Genomic DNA, 22,697 nt, shown 5'->3' on the forward strand with positions numbered 1-22,697 from the left:
GCATGAACGACGATGATCGGATTCTTGATGTCTGACCACTCTCAGGTAGCTCACCCGGCGGTATCGGGCGGTGCCGATCTGGACGCAGCGCTCCCGGCGACGGCCGCTCAGCGTGAGGTGTGGGTTGCTCAGAACGTGGATTCGAGCAGTCCGGTCTACAACATCGGACTTGTCGTCGAGGTCGACGGCACGATCGACATCGAGCGCGCGGCAGCGGCGATCGAGGCCAGCGTCGGACGCGTCGAAGCGCTGTTCGTGCACTTCGAGGTCGATGCCGACAACCAGCTGATCCAGGTGCCGATTCCGGATGCGCGCTGGGACGTGGAAATTCTCGACCTTCGGGCCGAGGCGGATCCCGATTCGACTGCGCAGTCGTGGATGGACACCGACATGGCTCGGGTCTTCGGTCCGGACGATCTGCTGTTCCGCCAGGTGCTTCTGCTGACCGCTGACGACCGAGTCATCTGGTATCAGCGCTATCACCACAGCGTGATCGACGGGTACGGCATCTCGCTCATCGTCGCCGACGTCGCCGAGCGATACGACGATCCGAATCTCGGGACTGCCGCGCCGCAGTGGTCACTCGACGCCGTGGTTGCAGCCGATCTGGATTACCGGAACTCTCCGCGATTCCAGACCGACCGTCAGTACTGGGTCGAACGCGTTGAATCGGGACCGGAAGCGACGCGGATTCTGCATGGGCAGGTGGATGATTCGCTGCCGCCGATCTCGGCGATACTCACGCTCGACGCTGATCGCGCGGCACAGCTCTACCGCTATGCGGCCGACGCCGGGATTCGACGAACTCGCCTGCCCATGGCCGCGCTGATCGCGTACATTGCGCGGACCACCGGAAAGCACGACGTTGTCGTCTCGGTACCGATGGCCGCTCGGGTGGGGCGCGACATGCGTCGCACTCCTTCGATGGCGTCGACGATTTTGCCGCTGAGTATTCGGGTAGAACGCTCGGAAAGCATCGGCCAGTTGGCAACTCGTCTCGACACCGCCCTGGTCTCGATTCTCAAGCACGGGCGGTACCGAGGTGAGGATCTTGCTCGCGACATTCGGGCGATCGATCCCGACCGTCAGGTCTTCGGCCCCGGCATCAACTCGATGATGTTCGAACACACACTCACCTTCGGCGGATGCCCGGTGCGCGTGCGTAATTCGGTAACCGGTCGAGTCAGTGACCTGGATCTGAGTGTGCGCGGTGGTCAGGACGGGGAGCCGATCGAGATCGACGTCCGCGCCCCGGCCGGATTCGACAGGGAGTTGGCCGATCACACCGCGAGAATCGAACAGTTCCTCGATCGATTCGTAGCCGAGCCGCAGCTTCCGATCTCGGCACTCGACCCCATGTCGCTCGCGGAGAGAGAACTCGTGCTCCACGGGTGGAACGACACCGCAGAGCCGCAGCCAATCACGACGGTGCCGGATTTGTTGCGCAGCAGCTTCTCTGCCGATCGGGGCGCTGTCGCCGTGGTCGACGGCGACGTCCGGCTGACCTACGGCGAACTCGAAAGTCGGGTATCACAGCTCGCCGCGCACTTGATCTCTCGCGGTGTCGCGACCGAAACCGTTGTGGCGATCGGGCTTCCGAGATCCGCCGAGATGGTGGTGGGGTTGTTGGCCGTCATGTGTGCCGGTGGTGCCTTCGTTCCGCTGGATCCGTCATGGCCTGCCGAACGCCGCGAATCGGTACTTGCCGACGCGGGCGCCACACTGGTGCTCACCTCGGACGGTGTAGACGACTCCGTTCCGGTCGATCTCTCCGCGTGGGCGTACGAGGACGGGCCCTCGGACCTGTCCGAGACAATGACCTCCGACATTCGTATTCACGGTGCCCAACTCGCATACGTCATCTTCACGTCCGGTTCGACCGGACGTCCGAAGGGCGCCATGATCCGCCACGAGGCAATCTGCGCAAGGTTGCTGTGGCAACGGGAGCGGATTCTCGGGTTCGGGTCCGGCGATGCCTCCTTGTTCAAAGCCCCACTCTCGTTCGACATCTCGATCAACGAGATCCTGCTCCCGCTCGTCTCCGGCGGTCGATTGGTGATCGCGAAGCCCGAGGGGGAACGCGACCCGCAATACCTGCTCGACCTGATCGCCGGAGAATCGGTCACCTTCGTCTACCTGGTCTCGTCCATGCTCGACATACTGCTGGACCTGGCGAACGAGACCGATCAGCTAGATTCGTTGAAGCACGTGTGGTGCGGCGGTGAGGTTCTCACGCCTGAACTCTTCGACCGGTTCCGTGCCCAACTGTCCACGACGCTGTATCACGGCTACGGGCCGGCAGAAGCGACCATCGGTGTCTCCCATGTGATCTACCGAGAGGACGCGGAACGAATCGCGACCTCCATCGGGCGGCCGAACCCCAACACTCGCCTGTACGTGTTGGACGGCGACCTGCAGCCGGTTCCGATCGGCACCGGCGGCGAACTCTACGCCGCGGGCTTCCTGCTGGGACGCGGATACGTCGGCGCGTCGGCACTGACCGCATCTCGTTTTGTCGCGGATCCCTTCGTCTCAGGTGATCTGGCCGGATCCCGGATGTACCGCACCGGTGACTTGGCCCGATGGGCCCCGGACGGCACCCTCGACTTCCTCGGACGCACGGACAATCAGGTGAAGATTCGTGGCATGCGCCTGGAACTCGAGGATGTCGAAGCCGCCGTGATTTCGCACCCCGCAGTGCGTCACGTGGCAGTTCTGGTGCGCCAAGCACCAACCGGTGCAAAGTATCTCGCCGCCTACGTGAGCGCAGCGTCGGGGACGAACCTCGCGATCGACTCACGTGAGCTTCGCGAGTGGGCTGCGAGCAAGCTGCCCGACTACATGGTCCCGACCACCGTCACCGTCCTCGACAAGTTTCCGCTCACGGCAAACGGCAAACTCGACCGTCGCGCGCTACCCGAGCCCGATCTCGCCGAACTGAGTGCACATGTCGCTGCGAGAAACGAAGTCGAACAACAGTTCTGCACGTTGATCGCGTCGGCAGTCGGCCTCGATTCGGTCGGCGTTACCGACGACTTCTTTGCACTGGGCGGCGACAGCATCGTCGCGATCTCACTCGTGACCGCGGCTCGTGCTGCCGGTTTGTCGATCAGTCCTCGCGAGGTGTTCCAACTGCGCACCGCCGAGGCTATGGCGCGTGCCCAGTCCTCCCGAGTGGCTGAGATCGTCGACCACGCGGACCAACCGATCGGCCACGTAGCCACGACGCCGATTGCCGCCAAGGTTCTCGGAGTGTCGGACGCAGTACGAACCTTCCACCAGCGAGCGCTGATTCAGACCCCGTCAGCTTTGACCTCCGAGCACGCCGAGTCGGCGCTCGACGCCCTGGTGGCGCGCCACGATGCACTTCGTGCGACGTTGACGCCCGAAGGAAGACTGCTCGTCCCGGAGACAAACGAAGCGGCTGTGGTCTTCGAGACCCGTGCACTACCGGCACCGCTCGAAGAATGCGGACCGCTGATCGTCGCCGAGACCGAGCGAGCTGTCGGCCGTCTGAATCCAGCCGACGGCACGATGGTCAGCGCTGTTCTGTTCCGCCCTGTGACCGGTCCCGGACGGCTGTTGCTTGTCATCCACCACGCGGTGGTCGACGGCGTCTCGTGGCGCATCATCCTCGAGGACCTCGCGCGCGCCGGCATCGCAGCGATGAATGGCGACGAACCCGCACTCGCTCCGGTCGGCACGTCGGTGCGAAGGTACGCCGAACTCGTCTCGGAGGCGGTCGGAGCCGGGCGACTGGACTCGGAAATCGAGTTCTGGGACTCGGTGACGTCCGCACAACGGGCATCTCTCGGCCGTCGGGCACTCGACCCGGCAGTTGACCTCGCGCGCACCGCTGCGGCGCGGTCGATCACCCTACCTCCAGAACTTGCAGATCAGCTGTTGGGCAGTGTCCCACGGGCGTTCGGAGCCGATGTGAGCGAAGTGCTGGTCACCGCACTTGCCGTGGCGCTGACCCGTTGGAGCGGTGCCGGATCGGTGACGATCGACCTGGAGGGGCACGGACGCGACGAAGACATCGTTCGCGGTGACGGCGATGCGCACGTCGACCTGACTCGTACCGTCGGATGGTTCACCACAGTGTTTCCGGTGGCGCTCGAGATCGGTACAGCCGCTCCCGATCTCGACGCGAGCGGCGAGTTGGCGGGGGTTCTCAAGAGCGTCAAGGAGCAACTTCGACGGGTCCCGAACGCCGGCTTCGGGTACGGAGCATTGCGATACCTCGGCGGCTCGGATCAGTTGCGTAGTTTCGCAGCGCCGGAGGTGGTGCTCAACTATCTGGGACGCACTGCCGCAGCGGAGGGGGACTGGTTCCCGGTGTCGATGGACGGTGCTGCCGATCCGTCCATGCCGATGGGTCACGCGTTGTCTGTCGACGTCGTAGCCGAGGACGCCGCCGGTGGACCACGCCTGCGAGCCACCCTGACCTGGGCGTCGAACATCTTCCTGCGTAGCGACATCGACAAGTTTGCGCGGTTGTGGCTGGACTCGCTCGAGGCCGTGTCCGGGCTCGCAGCCTTCGGCGGAGCCACACCCTCGGACTACCCTCTGGTGGCGCTCGCTCAGGCAGACGTGGACGGGTTACCGAAGGCTGAAGAGATTCTCCCACTCACTCCGCTGCAGGAAGGGATCTACTTCCATTCGGCGTTTGCCGATCCGGGGGCCGATCAGTATGTCGTGCAACAGGTTGTGGAACTGACCGGAGCCGTGGACAGTGCGGCGCTGCACCGCGCGCTGCAATCCGTCGTCGATCGGCATGAGGCGCTGCGCACCGGATTCTCGGTCCTGGGTGACGGCCGGGTCGTGCAGGTGGTGCACCCGAGCGCTGTCGTGGAGATGGCGGTAGTCGAGGTGGCCGGCGCCGATGTCGATGAACTGCTTTCCGCCGACCGCGCGCGCGGGTTCGACCTGGCGCAACCGCCGCTCGTCCGTTACACGCTTGTCCGTGCCTCTTCGGAGAAGTACCTTCTGCTGCAGTCGATTCACCATGCGGTCGCAGACGGATGGTCGGTTCCGGTGATGCTGCGGGAGCTGATGGCGTCGTACAGCGTTGGCGACTCCGGCGCGGTGCTCCCGACTCCGGCGCCGTACCGCAGCTATCTCGAATGGTTGGCCCGCCACGATCACGAGGCCTCGGCAGCGGTGTGGAGAGAAGCGCTGAACTCTCCCGGGCCCGCGGTCGAACTTCCCGCGCCGAGCGCGGGCAGCAGCGGCGTCTGTGCCACCCGAGTCGAGCTGTCCGACAGTGATACTCGCGCACTGGCGATCAACGGACGCTCCCATGGCCTGACGCTGAGTACGCTCGTGCACGGCGCCTGGGGGCTGGTGCTCGGCCGAATGACCGGCCGAACAGACGTGCTGTTCGGATCGACCGTATCGGGACGCGGTGGAGACCTGCCCGGCATCGAGTCCATGGTGGGCTTGTTCATCAACACCGTGCCGGCTCGGTTGCGGTTCGATCCGGCAGAGACAGCCGCGCAAGCGCTTTCCCGTTGGCAGAGGGAACAATCGGAACTACTCGACCATCAATACCTGGGGTTACCCGAACTGCGACGGACCGGCGGACTGGAGCAGGACTTCGAATCACTCGTCGTGTTCGAGAACTATCCACTCGGTGACACGGCAATCGCTGATCCGACGAACTCGGTGCGACTGACGGGAATTCGATTCGACGAGCGACCGGCCTACCCGCTGACCCTGATCGTCGTCCCCGGCGATCGATTGGCGTTGGAGCTCAAGTACGACGCTGCTCAGGTGGACGGCGACGCCGCTGCGTCGCTGGCCGAAACTCTCGCAGTCGTACTCACCGAGCTCTCGCGCGATCTCGATCAGGTCATCGGCCGGATCGCGCTGGCACCCGCACAGCCGGGGAGCGTCGGCACGGCCTTGGATCGGCCGCGCGCAACGCTGACCGAGCTGCTGAAGGATCAAGCCGGGCGTACGCCCGAAGCCACCGCAGTGATCTTCCGTGAAGAGTCGTTGACCTACGCCGAACTTCACTCTCGCGCTGATCGTTTTGCGCATCTGCTGCGCGAACGTGGCGTCGGACGCGAATCGTTGGTAGCGGTTGCCTTGCCTCGCTCTCCTGATCTGATGGTCGCGATACTCGGCATCGGGAAGGCCGGGGGAGCATACGTTCCCCTCGACACCGGCTACCCGGCGGAGCGGCTGACGTACATGCTGGGTGACGCCGATCCTGTGTGCGTCGTGGTGTCGGAAGACTCTTCACTCGATTCGGGTTCGGTTCCGCGGGTGACGGTATCGGAGTCGGCGCAGTTCCCCGCCGATCCGCTGAGTGTCCCAGGATCGCCCGCGGATGCCGCGTACATGATCTACACTTCGGGTTCGACCGGTCGCCCCAAAGGCGTTGTGGTCAACCACGAGGGTGTGGTCAACCGATTGCTCTGGGCACAGCAGATACGTCCGATGGACGTCTCCGACCGGATGCTGCAGAAGACCCCGTCGAGCTTCGACGTCTCCGTTCCCGAATTCTTCTGGCCGTTCCTGGTGGGGGCAACTCTCGTGATGGCCGAGCCGGACGGGCACAAGGACCCTGGCTATCTGGCCGACGTCATCGTCGAACATTCCGTGACCCGAGTGCATTTTGTTCCGTCGATGCTCGACGTGTTTCTCGCGGAGCCGAAAGCAGCACTGTGCTCTTCGCTCGAGATCGTCAACTGCAGCGGCGAGGCACTGCCCGTTCACGTTGCACGCAAGGTCTCCGAGATCCTGCCGAATACTCTGGTGGACAACCTCTACGGCCCCACCGAGGCCGCCGTCGACGTCAGTTGGCAGCCGTCGGTGCAGGAAACTCCGGCAGACGCCGTCAGCGTCCCGATCGGCGCACCTGCCGCCAACACCGGCCTGTTGGTTCTCGATCCCTACCTGCAGAACGTCCCGGCCGGTGCCACCGGTGAGCTCTATCTGGCAGGGCCACAACTGGCGCGTGGTTACCACGGACGTGGGGGATTGACCTCCGAACGATTCGTGGCGAATCCGTACAGCGACGGCGGCTCGCGGATGTACCGGACCGGTGACATCGTGCGGTGGAATGCCGACGGCGTTCTCGAGTACCTCGGCCGTGCCGACGAGCAGGTGAAGGTTCGTGGATTCCGAATCGAACTCGGCGAAATCGAAGCGCAATTGGCGCTGTGCCCCGGAGTCACGGCAAGTGCCGTGATCGTCCGAACCGACGGTCCGAGCAACCGCGCACAGGTGGTCGCCTACCTGGTCGGAGATGCTGATGATGTTGCGGTTCGAGCTCAGTTGTTGTCAGTGCTACCGGAGTTCATGGTGCCAAGTGCCTTCGTGCGGCTCGAGTCGCTGCCGCTGAGCCCGAGTGGCAAGCTCGACCGAAAAGCACTACCTGCACCGGATTTTGCGGCACAGGTGGGCGACTTGACGGGAGTGGTTTCCTCGGGCGTTGCAGACCTCCTCGCCGGGCATTTCGCGACGGTTCTCGGACTGCCCCGTGTCGGGGTGCGCGACGATTTCTTCACTCTCGGCGGCGACAGTATCCTGGCGATCCGCATGGTCAACCTGGCTCGTCGTGATTCGGTAGTGCTGACCCCGCGTCAGATCTTCGAATTGCGCACTCCCGCTGCGATCGCTGCAGCGGTGGGTGATGTCGCCACCTCGGATGCCACCGTCACGGCCGACATCGGCGTGGGTGAGCTGGTTCCGCTGCCGGTGGTTCACCGCTTGTCCGAATGGACGGGTGGTACCGACCGCTTCAACCAGGCAGTTCTGATCCACTCTCCGGCAACATCTCTCGGTTCGATCACCGGCGCATTGCAGGCCGTGCTCGATCACCACGACGGACTTCGCCAAACCTTGATCCGACATGACCGCGGGATGTGGTCGGCGCGGATCGAGGAACCCGGTAGTGTCCGGGCAGCGAACCTGGTCGAACGCGTTGATGCTCGGGGACTGGATGACTCCGAGTTGCGAAGACTCGTCACTGAGCACTCTGAAACTGCGACCAGTCGATTGGATCCGTCTGCAGGGCGGATGGTCTCGGTGGTCTGGTTCGATTGCGGCGCTGAGAGTCTGGGCCGACTCGCGATAGTCGCGCACCACCTGGTCGTGGACGGGGTTTCCTGGGGAACCCTGCTCGAGGATCTCGCGATGGCCTGGGTGGCAGTCGAAGCCGGAGAGCCCGCCGCACTGGATGCCGTCGGAACTTCGCTGCGTACCTTCTCCCGTACGGTGGCCGAACACGCATACAGTGCTCATCGATTCGCCGAACTCGATCACTGGCTGACCGTGACCGCTCCGGGCGCGCAGTTGATCCCCGACGCCGCGGGCGATGCCGTCGTATCCGGAGGCTCGAGGCGCACGGTCACGGTGGACGGAGCAATCTCCGAGGCAGCACTTGGATCGGTTGCGGCAATGGTGGGTGCCGAGGGAACGGATGTTCTGTTGGCAGCGCTGACGATGTCCGTCGATCGCTGGCGCCGCTCCACCGGCCGCAGTGAGCACGAATTGCTGGTCGATCTCGAACGGCACGGCCGGGAGGAGTTGGTGGCGGGCATCGATCTGTCGCGAACAGTCGGCTGGTTCACCACGATTGCCCCGATGCGACTGCACGGCGGAATCGACCCGGTGGACACGCTACGCGAGGTGAAGGAGAGCCTGCGGGCGGCTCCGGACGGCGGTATCGGCTACGGGATGCTGCGATACGTGAATGCCCGCACGGCATCGACATTGGCGGGGCGCTCCGAATCTCAGATCCTGTTCAACTATCTCGGACGTACGACGACAGCTGGATCGACAGCATGGTCCTTGGCAGCGGAATCCGAAGCCTTGTCCACCGATCCCGACGCAGACATGGGAGGCCCGTACCGACTGATCGTGAATGTCGTCAGCGTGGATTCGGGGCTCCGCGCCGAGTTTGCCTGGGCAAGTGAAGATTTGTCCGAGGAGGACGCGCAGTCACTCTCCGACGGCTGGGTTTCGGCCCTCGGCGATCTGGCGGCTGCAGCCGCGCGTCACGCCGGGCCTCCCATTCTGACCCCGTCCGATGTGACGTTGCTCGACCTGAGTCAGACCGAGATCGACGCGATAACCGATGCGAGTCCGGCAGGTGTCAAAAGCATCCTCCCACTCTCACCGTTGCAGGAAGGCCTGTACTTCCAAGCCGGCTACGCGGGCAGCAGCGACAGCAGCAGTGGTGGGGACATCTACACGGCACAGTTCTCGATGGACTTCGGGCACACCCTCGATGTCGACAGGTTGGCTGCGGCCGCCCGGACACTTCAACGACGAAATCCCACGTTGCGAGCGGGTTTCGTGAGCGAAGGGCTGAACGAGCCGGTGCAGTTCTTCAGCGCTGGACTCGATGTTCCGGTCGTCGTCCACGATCTCCGTGAACTCGACGACTCGGTTGCTCGTGAGCGTGCCGAGGCCGTCGCCGCCCAAGACCGAGTGACGCCATTCGACCTGACCGCGCCGCCGCTGTGGCGTATGAGTGTGCTGCATCTGCCTGGCGGCCAGGATCGTCTGGTGATCAACAGGCAGTTCCTGCTGTGGGACGGCTGGTCCAACGGCCTTGTCGTCAGTCAGCTTCTGGCGCTTTACGATACCGGCGGCGACGACAGCGCATTCGGCGAACCCGAGGGGTCGTTCGAGACATACCTCGCCTGGTTGGCCGATCGCGACGGTGCAGCCGCCGACGAGGGGTGGCGCGGAGCGCTCGCAGGACTCGAGGAGCCGACGCTTGTTGCCGAGCCGATGCCCGGTGTCGAAGTTCAGCTTCCGGATCGCCGCGATGCGGTTCTGTCGGAAACGCTTTCGCGTGCCTTGCGTGAGCGCGCTGCCGCGTCCGGCGTCACGTTCAACACGGTACTGAATGCAGCGCTGGCCCTCGTGCTGGCGTCGGCCACCGGTCGACAGGACGTCGTCTTCGGCTCCACGGTTGCCGGACGGCCGCCGGAGGTACCGGGAATCGACACCGTGGTGGGCATGTTCCTCAACACCGTTCCCGTTCGGCTGCAACTGGATCCGAACGAGAGCGTCGAGGAACTTCTTCGTCGGACACAGGCGGATCGACTTTCGCTGATGCCCTTCGACTACCTCGGTTTGGCATCGATCCAGCGTGTTTCCGAGCATCGTCAACTCTTCGACGTGCTGATGGTCTTGCAGAACTTCGTGGACGAGAAGCAAGTCCACGCGCTCAACGCCGCTCACGACGTGAGTGGAAGCGACAGTATCGATCACACGCACTATCCGCTGACCGTCGTGGTCACACCGGGTGCCACCGTCAACGTCAAGTTCGAGTTCCATCCGAATCTGGTGACCGCGCGCCGGGCCGAGGACCTACTGCGTCACTTCGTCGACCTGCTGCAGAGTTGGTCGCAGGACATGACGGGATCGGTTGTTGCGTCTCCGGTTCCCGCAGTAGCGCAGCAGACGCAGATCCGGGAGTTGCCGGAGCGCACCATTGCCGACCTGTTCGAAGAAGTCGCGTCGGCGCAACCGAACGACACGGCACTCGTGTTCGGGAAGCGCCGGATGACCTACGCCGATCTCGACGGCGAGATCAACCGGATGGCGCGGTTGCTGATCAATTACGGCGCCGGCCCGGAAAAGATTGTCGCTCTTGGCCTACCACGTTCGGTGGACATGGTCGTCGCGCTCTTCGCGGTATTGCGCACGGGTGCTGCCTACCTACCCCTCGAACTCGACCATCCGGCCGAACGGTTGGCCGTGATGATCGACGACGCGGATCCTGTCGTGTTGCTGACAACCGTTTCGGCCTCACCGAGGTTCGAAGGTGCGGACGTCCGCACTATCGTGATCGACGAACCTGATACAGCAGCAAGGAGACTGACGATCTCGGCGCGGGCACTCTCCGCGTCGGAACTCGGAGCATTCGCCCCGGGGGCACCGCATCGACTCGACCACCCCGCGTACGTCATCTACACCTCCGGTTCGACCGGCAAGCCCAAGGGCGTGGTCACCGGTTACCGCGGCTTGACGAACATGCAGTTCAACCACCGCGAGGCGATTTTCGAACCCGTGATCGCCGCGGCGGGCCGGCGCCTGCGGATCGCGCACACCGTGTCCTTCGCCTTCGACATGTCGTGGGAGGAACTTCTGTGGCTCGTGGAAGGCCACGAGGTGCACATTTGCGACGAGGATCTGCGTCGTGATGCCGAGGCACTCGTTGCATACTGCGACGCACTGGACATCGACGTCGTCAACGTGACACCGACCTACGCGACGCACCTGATCGACAGCGGGCTTCTCGACGACGGTGTGGGACACCACCGCCCGCCGTTGGTCCTGCTCGGCGGTGAAGCCGTTCCGGATTCGGTGTGGAACAGGCTGCGCGACACCGAGGGAACCGTGGGCTACAACCTCTACGGTCCGACGGAATACACGATCAACACGCTCGGTGGCGGAACGTTCGACAGTGACACCCCGACCGTCGGCAAACCGATCTGGAACACCGCCGCGCATATTCTCGACGGCTGGCTGCGTCCGGTCCCCGATGGAGTTGCCGGCGAACTGTACATTGCCGGAGCCGGTTTGGCTCGCGGCTACCTCGGACGCTTCGCGCTCACGTCCGAGCGCTTCGTCGCAGATCCGGCTGGGACCGGAGGACGTATGTACCGCACCGGGGATCTCGTGCGGCGACGCGGTGACGGCAACCTGGACTTCCTCGGCCGCACCGACGATCAGGTGAAGATCAGAGGTCACCGCATCGAGCCGAGCGAAATCGTCTCCGTTCTCGAATCCGACGAACATGTGCGGCAAGCGGCAGTGGTGGTCGACATCGGGGCAGGTGGAGTCAAGAGGCTCGTCGGCTACGTGACACCCGTGCGACTCGGCGCCGGGCACGACTACCGCGCGCAGGCGCGAGTTCTCCTACCCGACTACATGGTTCCGGCCGTGGTGATCGAGGTGGAGACACTACCGATGACCGTCAACGGCAAGCTCGACGTCAAGGCACTGCCCACCGCTGATTCGGTGCTGGGGGAGCGGAGTGGGGAGTCGATCGCACCGCGTAACCACACGGAAGAGGTCCTCTGCGACCTCTTCTCCGACGTACTCGATGTGGGCGATATCGGGGTCGACGACAACTTCTTCGACCTCGGTGGGCACTCGCTTCTGGCCACCAAGCTGATCAGTCGAGCTCGGATCGCCATTCCGAACAGTCTGACCATGCGTGATCTCTTCGAAGCGCCGACGGTGGCGGAACTCGCGGAACGTATTGTGGCCGAGCAGGGATCGACGCGACCGGTGCTGGTAGCGAAGCCGCGGCCGGACCACCTTCCTCTTTCTGCCGCTCAACAGCGATTGTGGCTGATCGGACAGATGGAGGAGAACTCCGCGGCCTACAATTTCCCGATCGTGCTCCGTTTGGACGGCGCACTGGACGCGGACGTCTTCGCCGCGGCGCTCGGCGACGTCGTGGAACGACACGAATCCCTGCGTACGGTGTTCCGGTTGGTGGACGGATCGCCGGAGCAGATAATTCTCGAATCGGCGACGATTCCGGTCGAGACAGTTCATCGAGACGAATCCGGTGTCGCCGGTGAAATTGCCGTGGCAGTGGGTCGTCCGTTCGACCTGTCTGACGAGATTCCGATCCGCGCACGTCTGATCCGGGTGGACGGTGCCGAGGTGGACGGTGCCGTAGTGGTCGTGATCGTCCTGCATCACATCACGACGGACGAATGGTCCGATCGGCCATTCCTGCGCGATCTGATGTCTGCATACTCCTCTCGGATCCAGGGCGAAGATCCAATTTTCGAACCGCTTCCGGTTCAGTACGCGGATTACACTCTGTGGCAACGGGAATTGTTGGGCAGCCCCGACGATCCGTCGAGCATCCTGAGCACGCAGTTGGACTTCTGGGCGAAGAGTTTGGACGGAGCCCCCGAAGAACTGCTGCTTCCCGCCGACCGGAGTCGACCGGCCAGACCGAGTTTCTCCGGTGGTGCAGTGGTGACACGGTTGGGCGTGGAGACAACTGCTGCACTGCGAGATCTGGCGCGCGAGAGCCAGAGTTCGATGTTCATGGTTCTGCACGCGGCGTCGGCGGCGTTGCTGACTGCGCTCGGAGCGGGTGAGGACCTTCCCCTCGGCGCTCCCGTCGCCGGACGTAGTGAGCAGGGACTCGACGAACTGGTCGGCTTCTTCGTCAATACGATTGTGCTGCGCACGGATACGTCGGGTAACCCGACGTTCCGGGAGTTGGTGGATCGCGTTCGCGAGGGAGATCTCGAGGCCTTCGCCAACGCCGACGTTCCCTTCGAAACGGTGGTGGAGCGCCTCAATCCGTCGCGTACTTTGGCACGTAATCCGCTGTTCCAGGTCATGGTCGGCTATCACAGCCGCGAGGAGACGGGCGGCGATTCGTTCGAACTCGAGGAGTACACGGCCAAGTTCGATCTGGTGTTCAACTTCACCGAGTACCTCGGCGACGAAGGCTGCATCGACGTCCGGCTCGAGTACGGCAGCGACCTCTTCGATCGCGAAACGGCACAGCGAATTTCGAACCGATTGGAATCGGTGGTCGCGGCAGTCGTGGAATCGGCCGACATCGAGATCGGCGACATCGACATCTTCTTGCCAGGCGAACTCGAGCAAGTTGTCACCTCGTTCAACGACACCGCCGTCGACGTGCCGGAAGAGACGTTCTACGACGCTTTCGCGCGTGGAGTCGTTGCTACGCCCGAGGCGATTGCGGTGCGCGACGAGGCGGGGCAGGCCACGTACCGCGAACTCTCCGAGCAGTGTGATCGGATCGCCGGCGTGCTGTATCGCCGCGGAGTGTCGGTCGAAGACGTGGTGGGGCTTGCCGTCCCGCGCTCGGTGGAAATGGTCGCGTCGGTCCTCGCCGTGCTCAAGCTGGGGGCCGCGTATCTACCCCTGGATTTGAGTCACCCGAGCGAGCGCATCACATACATGCTCACCGATTCCCGCGCCTCGGTACTTCTGTCCACTGCGGAGGAAAGCTCGCGGATCGAGGATGTGGTCGGCGTCGAGCGAATTCTCCTGGACGATCCGCTGATCCGTGCGGAACTGGACGAGGCAGTGATCGTCGAAACTCCCCGGCCACCAGTTGGCGTCAGCCACGCTGCCTATGTCATCTACACCTCGGGATCGACTGGAAAGCCGAAGGGAGCCGTCCTCTCCCATGACGGTATTCCGAGTCTTGTTGCCACAGCTGAGGTTCGGATGCGACTGGTACCGGGTTCGGTGGTGATGCAGTTCGCTTCGGTCGGCTTCGACGTCGCGGTATTCGAGCTGGCGATGGCACTGTGCACGAGCAGCACCCTGGTGATCGTGCCGCAGAATGCACGAGTTGCCGGTCCGGCGCTGACCGATTTCATGACGAGCAATCGTGTCACCCACGCGATCATCCCTCCCTCGTTGCTGGCCGCTCTGCCGGCAGGATGTGAAGTGCCGCAGGGCTGCACCGTGTTGGTCGGAACCGAGACGGTGCCACCGGAGCTGATCGGGCGATGGGCGGAGCGGCTGAATTTGCTTGCCGCGTACGGACTCACCGAAGCCACGGTGAACAACACACTGTGGCAGGCGGAACCCGGTTGGAACGGTCCCGTGCCCATCGGAATCCCTGACCCCAACGAACAGGCGTACGTGCTCGACGATCGACTCCGTCCGGTTCCGCCGGGAGTATCCGGCGAGCTGTACATCGCGGGACGCGGCCTGGCGAGAGGCTATCTGGGCCGATTCGATCTGACGGCACAGAGATTCATCGCCGATCCCTTCACCGCGGGCGATCGCATGTATCGCACCGGGGACCGCGCGCGGTGGCGCACTGACGGGAACATCGACTTCCTCGGCCGCGTCGACGATCAGGTCAAGATCCGCGGTTTCCGAATCGAGTTGGGCGAAATCATCGGAGCTCTCAGTGCCCATCCTTCGGTGAAGCAGGCAACGGTCGTCGCGGATCGGCAGGGCGAAATCACGCGCCTGGTCGGTTACGTGTCACCGGAACCCGGTGTCGTCGTCGACACGACGGCAGTGCGGAACCTCGCGGCAGTGTCGTTGCCCGACTACATGGTTCCGACCATGGTTGTCGCCCTTGACGGTCCGCTGCCGTTGACGCCCAACGGAAAGCTCGACCGCAAGTCGTTGCCCACTCCGGACTGGTCGGAGCTGGCGGGTGATGTTGCTCCTCGCACGGCAGTGGAGTCCACGGTTGCGGCTGCATTCGCGGAAATCCTGCAACTCCCGAGTGTCGGAGTCCACGACAGTTTCTTCGAACTCGGCGGCCATTCGATGGCTTCGATGAAACTGGTCGGTCGCATTCGGGAAGCGTTCGGCGTGGACGTCAGTATTCGAGACGTATTCGACGCGCCGAGTGTTGCGGAGTTGGCGGCCGTCGTCGCGCGTTCGGAAGGTGGGCGTCCGATCCTGGCGCCGGCGGTGAAACGTCCCGAGACGATGGGTCTGTCTGCGCCGCAACGTCGTCAGTGGGAGTTGTTCCGCGCGTCCGGCGCGCAACCGCAAGCAAGCCACGCTCTGGCGCTGACCCTGAAATCGAAGATCGATCCGGAGATTCTCGGGCACGCCTTGGACGATGTGACTTCGCGGCACGAACCCCTGCGGACCACCTTCGTCGAGGTCGACGGCATCGTCGTGGCAAGAGAATCGGTGCGTCCGACTGTCGATGTGGTCGATGTCGGCGCCGGCGATGTGGGTCGAGTGGTGTTCGAACTGGCTCAACTTCCGATGGATCTGCGTGAGCAATCACCGTTGCGGGTTCATCTGGTGCTCGGTGAAGACGGCTCTAGGACACTGCTTCTCGTCATGCACTACATCGCCGTCGACGAGTGGTCAGTAGTGCCGCTGTTGGGAGATCTGGTCTCTGCTTATGCAGCCCGGTCGCAGGGAGATCAACCGGTTTGGGACGAGCTTGCATTGACGTACGCCGATTACACCGTGTGGTCGGAGGAGCTGTTGGGAGACCCCCGAGACGTCGACAGCCGTGCGTCGAAGCAACTTGCATATTGGCGGGATGCGCTCGACGGAATACCGACCAGTGTGAATCTTCCGTTGCCGGAAGGTGACTCGGAGCCTCGAGGTGACGTGATCGCCGTCGACATCGACGCGGGTCTGCACGCCGGAATCGACGCCCTGGCTGCGCGCACCGGCACGAGTATGTTCATGGTCCTGCAGGCCGCACTGGCCAGCGTTCTCACGAAGGCCGGCGCGGGTACTGATCTTCCCATCGGTTCATTGGTTGCGGGCAGGTCGGATCCCCGTCTCGAACCGATGATCGGGTCCTTCTTCAATGTTGTTCTCCTGCGCACGGATACGTCCGGTAGTCCGACGTTTGCAGAATTGCTGGGCCGAGTGAGGGAAAGAAATCTGGAGGCGCTGAACAATCAGGATGTCTCATATGTGTATGTCGAGCAGGCGCTGGGTAATCCGGCGTCCATGAGACCTCAGGTGATGGTGATCCATCACCAGCAGGCGGATTTGGACGGGCTCGGCGACTTCGGTTCTCTCGTACCGATTCCGGTGGGAGTGCCCCATGCGGATGTGACGTTGAGTTTTTACGAGCCGGTGGGCGATGGGCCTGTCTTTGCAACTCTCGGGTTCCGTGCCGACCGCGTCGATGCGGGTGCAGTCCGCGTATGGGCAGGTCAGTTGGTCGACGTGATCGAGGCTGCAGTCGCCGCCGAAGGGGATGACGCGAGCGAGGGGGCGAAACTATGACATACGTCGCATCGCTCCGTGGGGTCGACCGCTATACGGGGGCTCACAGTGTTGATACCCTCACCTCATTAAGGGTAGCCTTTGCTACTTACTTCGGGACATCGATTGGCGGCCGTACCAGGTCGTTCCGTCGGGGATGGACTACCTGTAATGAGTGAATCACCAAGAGACTCCAGCGCCGAACCTGCCATTGTCGACATCGTCGGCGTCGGGTTCGGTCCGGCCAACCTCGCGTTGGCCATTGCTGTCGAAGAACACAATGCAAATTGTGCGGCCGTTGATCGGGTGAACGCGCGGTTCTTCGAAAAGCAGTCTCAGTTCGCGTGGCATCCCGGGATGCTGCTCGACGGTGCCACCATGCAGATCGCGTTTCCGAAGGACCTGGTGACGTTCCGGAATCCACAGAGCGGATACAGCTTCTTCTCGTATCTGTTCGAGCAGGGTCGACTGGTCGACTTCGTCAACCACCAGACCTTCTTCCCCACGCGCCACGAATTCAACGACTACCTGTGCTGGGCAGCTCGACGAGTCGACGCGGACGTGCAGTTCGGTACAACCGTCGACGGGGTCGAGGGCATCAAGAACTCCGACGGCGTTGTCGATCGCTTTGCGGTTCGCACCGCCGACGGTGAAACGGTGATCGCGCGCAACATCGTTGTCGGAGCCGGACTGAAAGAGCGGATCCCGGAGTGGGCGACGCCTTCGTCGCGGTGCTTCCACAATCACCAGTTCCTCTTCCATCTCGAAGCAATGCCGGAGCCCGTACACAACCGGTTCGTCGTTCTCGGCGCCGGCCAGAGTGCCGCGGAGATCGTGGACTACCTGCACGCGAACTACCCGAACGCCGAAGTTCACAGTGTTTTTGCCCGTTACGGCTACAGCCCGGCAGACGACAGCCCGTACGCGAACCGCATCTTCGATCCCGAAGCCGTCGATCAGCTGCACGGTGCAGACGCCGCGGAACGACGCCGACTGCTCGATCTGCACCGCAGTACCAATTACTCGGTCGTCGACATCGAACTGATCAACAAGCTGTATGCCACCGAATATCAGGAGATGGTTCGTGGGCCGCGGCGACTGTTCATGCGTCGGGCCTCGGAGATCACGAGTGCCGTGGAGACCGAATCCGGCATCGAACTGGCTGTCCGTAGCAATCTCGACGGCTTGACCGACACGCTGGCGTGCGACGCACTCATTCTGGCCACGGGTTTCACCCCGGCACCTCTGGACGATTTGTTGGGTGAACTCGTGCCGGATTCGTCCGTTCCGCGTAACGTCAGTCGGGATTATCGACTGGCTGTAACGGAGGACGTGACAGGCGGTATCTATCTGCAGGGTGGGACAGAACAGACTCACGGATTGACGTCGTCGCTGCTGTCGAACGTGGCAGTGCGGGCGGGGGAGATTCTGGCGTCGGTGCTGAGCCACCAGAACCGAACTGGTGCGCTTGCTAGTCTGGGCGCACAAGACACGTACGTAACGAGTGAGGCGAGATGAGCACTAACCCTTTCGATGACGAAGACGGCCGCTTCTACGTGCTGGTGAACGACGAGGACCAGCACTCGCTGTGGCCCACGTTTTCCGAGGTCCCCGCCGGCTGGCGAGTGGTGTTCGGTGAAGACAGCCGCAAGGCGTGCCTCGAATACGTCGAGGCCAACTGGACCGACATGCGTCCGAAGAGCCTGCGTGAGGCCATGGAAGCCGATCAGGCTGCCGGTGGAAAGCACGCAGTCGAGAGCTGATTCTCTCACCGCTCGGAACCCCCGAGTGAACAGAAAAGAGCTGGGCACCGTCAGGTGCCCAGCTCTTTCTGCTTGAACGACGCCTACTTCTCGGTGACGGGAACTCGACGCCTGCGCTTGCGGACCATCGGGCGACGTAGCGAGTCCACGCGCATCAGAATCCGTGGACGACGCAGCGTGCGCGCTCCCCATTCGCCGAGCGTGACGCCCGCGGCCAGGGCGCAGCCGATGCCGAAGGCCGACAGCAAGGCAGTCAATCCGATCAGTACCTGGTCGTTGAGCAGCGCGTACAGGCCTCGGTACAGCGACAGACCGGGGAGCAGCGGAGTGATGCCTGCGACCGCGACAACCAGCGGAGGCGTCAGTGCGCGGCGAGCCATCAGACCACCGGCAAGACCGACCACGGTTGCGGCGATTGCGGCGGCGATCACGGGACCGACGTCGAGTGTCTGCACGAAGATCGACACACCACTGCCTGCCGCACCGCCCAGGAACGCCGCGGTGAGTGCACGCCGCTCGGCGTAGCAGGCGAGCGCGTAGAACACCGACGCACACGCACCGGAGAGCATGAGGATCGGCAACTGCGTGATGGTGGAGACTTCCACATTGATCGGTGGAAGCGTCGAACCCAACATCCCGGTCATTCGCAACGAGATTGCGACGCCCGCGATGATGCCGCCCGTCATCATCACCACTTCGAAGAATCGCGCGACAGCTGTAATGGGTGCACCCATGATCGCGTCCTGGACCGAGCCCACCAACGACAGCCCGGACAGTAGAACGACCACTCCGGCCGCGATGACCAACGACGGCCGGATACTGATCCCCAGCTGGTCCTGAAATGTATAGAGCGTGGCGGCAGGCGCAGCCGCGATGAGACCACCGACAACCTGCTGGAAGAAGAACGGCAACCCGAACCGGTTCAGTACGCGGTTGACTCGATCGATGACCATCGTCGTCAGAAACGCGACTGTGGCAACGAGGAACCCACCCCCGAGCAGGACGGAGACCGAAGCCGCCATCGCAGCCCAGGCCATGGTCGCGGTCCATCGGTTGTACGGGTGCGGCGCCGTCGTGATGGCTGTGAGCGCGTCGTGCGCTTGGTCCGGTGTGATCGCCTCACGGCGGATACGACGTGTCAGACGGTCGACGGCCGCCAGCCGCGTGAAGTCCATCGAGCGGTAGTGGACGATGCGCATCGTGCTCGCCGGCGGTCGCGTCGGGCCGCGATAGGCAGAGAGCACAATCGAGTTGTAAGTGACGTCGACGTCACACTGGGCAAGGCCGTACGTGGCGGCGATGAACTGCACCTGCTCAGCGGTGTCCATGGCCGCGGTTCCGGATGCGAGGAGGACTTCGCCCACCCGAACCGCGAGGTCCAGGACCTCTGCGACGACGGCGTCGTCTGTCAGGTCGATCGGTTGAAGCGGTGCGGGAGCCGACGTGACCGTGTCGACGGTGGCTTGCCGGTTTCCCGTCAGGCGTGTGAGTACTTCGGTGAATTTCGCCATCAGGGGGCGGAGTGGGAGTTGCGCATGGGGCCCACGCTATCTAACGTGACCCGCGCGCGGCCACCGTGACGGCTTGGATATGATGGCTCCGCAAAGTCAGTCGCGGCAACGCGTCGGTCTTCGCCTCCTTAGCTCAGTGGTAGAGCACTCGCCTTGTAAGCGAAAGGTCGTCGGTTCAATCCCGACAGGAGGCTCCGAAAGAGGAGGCACTCACCAATGTGGTGGGTGCCTCTGTATTTGCTGAGGTGCCGATAGGCGCCCGGTTCAGTTGGTCTCGGGCTTGTTCGTAGCCTGGCGCGGGTCGATCGCGCCGTCGATGTACTGCTGGGCGATCAGTCGCAGTTTGACGTTGCTGCGCTGCGAGTCCTGGATGAGAATGCGGAAGGCTCGGTCGGCGTCGACGTGGTGGGTGCCCATGATGATGCCCTTGGCCTGTTCGATGACGCCTCGCGATTCGAGTGCTCGCTCGAGGTCCATTGCGTGCTTTCTGGCGATGTCGAGGCGCTGCGAGCTGTGCAGCGCGTAGGCCGAGGTCACGGCGAACAGTTGGAGCAATGCCACGTCGGCGCCGGTGAAACCTCGGAGGTCGTGGCTGTAGAGATTGAGGGTTCCGAGCGGGCGTTCCCGGCCAGGCAGTGGCATGGACAAGAAGCTGACAGCGCCGACTGCCTTTGCCGCGCTTGCGAATTGAGGCCACCGGCTGTGGGCTTCGCTGGCATGTGCGCGGACAACGGTTCCCGTGCGTGACGACGTCACACTCGGTCCGTAGTCCAGTCGGAATTGGATCGAGTCGACGGTGCGAACAAGTTGGTGGGTGGCGGCGACGGTTCGGAATGTCGTGTCCGAACCGCCGATGGTAATTCCGGCCATGTCGGCGTCGGCGATGAGATCGACGGCATGCCTGCAGACTTGTTCGAGAAATTGCTCGGCCTGGGCATGTGGATCGAGGTGCGCGTACAGCGATTGCAGGGCGTCCGAGGCGGCGTCCAGGCTGTCCTGCGACGCGGAATTTCGGCCCCCGGTAGGGCCGCGGTGTCCTCTGGCGATGCGCGGCGCCGTCATTGTCTCAACCACCCTTCCCCATCACGTCGCAGGCATGTCCGATTCGTCTCATTGTTGCACCGGACTAACTGTTGTGCACTCTGTTTCGGTGGACAAGTGTCTGATGGGGCGGACGGTTATGTGAAGTGGACTGCGTATGCCCAATCGTGATGTTTGATTCGGCCGTTAGCGGGTAGTGCGCCGATCTTGGAATTATGTTGTCCTGCAACAGTTAACGTGGAAACTGCGACCGGGGTACAAGTTTTCTCCGCAATGGCGCGCAGGTCACGAACTTGGCCTATTGTCAGCGCCAGCGCACAATCTTGTACGCGTAACCCGTAGACAGTGAAGGGGATACGACGATGAACGGACTGATCGCGGCTCTGAACAGTGGAATGACCGTTGGCTTGGCCAACACGATCCTGACTTTCGGCGGAATCATCATCAACCTCAACATCGTGATCAACAACTGACCGCGTAATCGGGGAGTAACCGTTTGTTATGCCGATTCGATCGGAAGGTCAGGCCCTGGGCGGTCGCTCTTGCTCTTGAGCCACCGATTGGGAAGTTTGCCGGCAAGTTCTCCGAGTGGACCGACTGCAGCGCTGAGGATTCCGACGGTTTCCTGAAGGACCTCGATGCTCGCGCTCATCCGCTCGAGGTTGGGGGCGAGGGAAGTCAAGGTGTCGGACAGTGCAACGATCTGGTCAAGCGGGCCGCCTTCGGCGATGAGCCGTTCGAAGGCGCCGTTCTCTGCCAGGAGTGTTTCGAGGATGCCGTTCTCGGCCAGTGCGCGATCGATGACACCGTCCTTGGCAGTCAGGCGTTCGACGGCACCGTCTTGCGCTGTCAGGCGTTCCAGCGGACCGTCCTCCGCCATCATTCGGTCGAGGAGACCGTCCGGCGCGAGCAAGCGTTCCAATGCGCCGTTCTCGGCGAGCACTCTATCCAGCGGTCCGCCGGGGGCAAGAAGTCTTTCGAGTGGTCCGCCGGGAGCGAGTAGTCGTTCGAGAGTGCCGTCGGGTGCAGTCAGTTTGTCGACCGGGCCGCCGGGAGAGAGAAGTCGATCGAGTGGCCCACCGGGGGCCAAGGCCTGCCCGATGGGCCGATCGTCAGCGGTGAGCGATGACAACTGCTGGATCATCTGCATGGGTCCGCGGGGGCTTGCCAAGCCGGCAGCACCCGCCGTCACGGCGCCGGTATTACCGACGGCGATACGAACTGTCGTGACCGTCAGCTCGGCGATTCCCAAACTGATCTCTGCGGCTGCAATGCCCGCGCGTAGGGGAAGCGTGAGCATCTCCAGCAGTTTCATGCGTTAACTGTAACCGGTAACACACAAACACTCACCAGGATCGCCGGTCAGTGAAGGACCTTCAGACCGACGACACAGCCGACGATGCCCAGGATCAGCAGTATCTTGACGATCGACGTGGACTCCGCGCCGGTGATCATCGCATATCCCACGGTCAGGGCGGCGCCGATGCCGACCCAGATCGCGTAGGAAGTCCCGATGGGAAGGGTACGCATTGCAAACGCGAGGCCGGCCATACTGACGATCAGGCCGAGGACGAAGACGATGGTGGGCGACATCTTGCTGAATCCGTCGGACTTACCGAGTGCGGTAGCCCAGACAGCTTCGAAAAGTCCGGAAATGACGAGCACGATCCATGCCATGGTG

At 63.1% G+C, this 22,697-nt stretch carries 7 protein-coding genes and 1 tRNA gene; 4 read left to right on the top strand and 4 right to left on the bottom strand.

Annotated elements, in window-relative coordinates:
* The first annotated feature begins 12 nt into the window (after positions 1-12).
* The 3 genes from KTR60_RS04805 to KTR60_RS04815 all read left to right on the top strand — a co-directional run bounded on the left by KTR60_RS04805 (position 13) and on the right by KTR60_RS04815 (position 18,464).
* Positions 13-16,722 (top strand): amino acid adenylation domain-containing protein, encoded by a 16,710-nt coding sequence (locus KTR60_RS04805; RefSeq protein ID WP_416309257.1) that lies wholly within the window; start codon positions 13-15, stop codon positions 16,720-16,722.
* 150 nt (positions 16,723-16,872) lie between these two features.
* The gene (locus tag KTR60_RS04810) at positions 16,873-18,219 is read left to right on the top strand and encodes a lysine N(6)-hydroxylase/L-ornithine N(5)-oxygenase family protein (RefSeq protein ID WP_007734359.1); all 1,347 of its coding nucleotides are present in this window, start codon (positions 16,873-16,875) and stop codon (positions 18,217-18,219) included.
* Positions 18,216-18,464, top strand: coding sequence for an MbtH family protein (locus KTR60_RS04815; RefSeq protein WP_003945538.1), 249 nt, complete (start codon positions 18,216-18,218; stop codon positions 18,462-18,464). Before KTR60_RS04810 ends, KTR60_RS04815 begins: the two co-directional genes overlap by 4 nt.
* A gap of 83 nt (positions 18,465-18,547) precedes the next feature.
* On the opposite strand, the gene KTR60_RS04820 is transcribed toward KTR60_RS04815, so the two are convergent.
* A complete protein-coding gene (locus KTR60_RS04820; protein WP_007734361.1) occupies positions 18,548-19,975 on the bottom strand; it encodes a threonine/serine ThrE exporter family protein in 1,428 nt (475 codons plus the stop codon).
* 122 nt (positions 19,976-20,097) lie between these two features.
* Between KTR60_RS04820 and KTR60_RS04825 the strand changes: the two genes are divergently transcribed.
* Positions 20,098-20,169, top strand: a tRNA-Thr gene (locus KTR60_RS04825).
* A 70-nt stretch (positions 20,170-20,239) separates the two neighbouring features.
* On the opposite strand, the gene KTR60_RS04830 is transcribed toward KTR60_RS04825, so the two are convergent.
* From KTR60_RS04830 to KTR60_RS04840, 3 genes are all read right to left on the bottom strand, one after another.
* On the bottom strand, positions 20,240-21,037 hold the full coding sequence (locus KTR60_RS04830; protein WP_228401902.1) for a GAF and ANTAR domain-containing protein: 798 nt from the start codon (positions 21,035-21,037) through the stop codon (positions 20,240-20,242).
* A gap of 478 nt (positions 21,038-21,515) precedes the next feature.
* Positions 21,516-22,331, bottom strand: coding sequence for a hypothetical protein (locus KTR60_RS04835; RefSeq protein ID WP_003945831.1), 816 nt, complete (start codon positions 22,329-22,331; stop codon positions 21,516-21,518).
* Between the two features lie 47 nt (positions 22,332-22,378).
* Positions 22,379-22,693 carry a DMT family transporter gene (locus KTR60_RS04840; protein WP_228402262.1) on the bottom strand — a complete coding sequence of 105 codons (315 nt, stop codon included), beginning with the start codon at positions 22,691-22,693 and terminating at the stop codon, positions 22,379-22,381.
* Between the last annotated feature and the right edge of the window lie 4 nt (positions 22,694-22,697).

The sequence above is a fragment of the Rhodococcus sp. C1 genome (assembly GCF_020809065.1).
GTDB lineage: Bacteria > Actinomycetota > Actinomycetes > Mycobacteriales > Mycobacteriaceae > Rhodococcus_F > Rhodococcus_F qingshengii.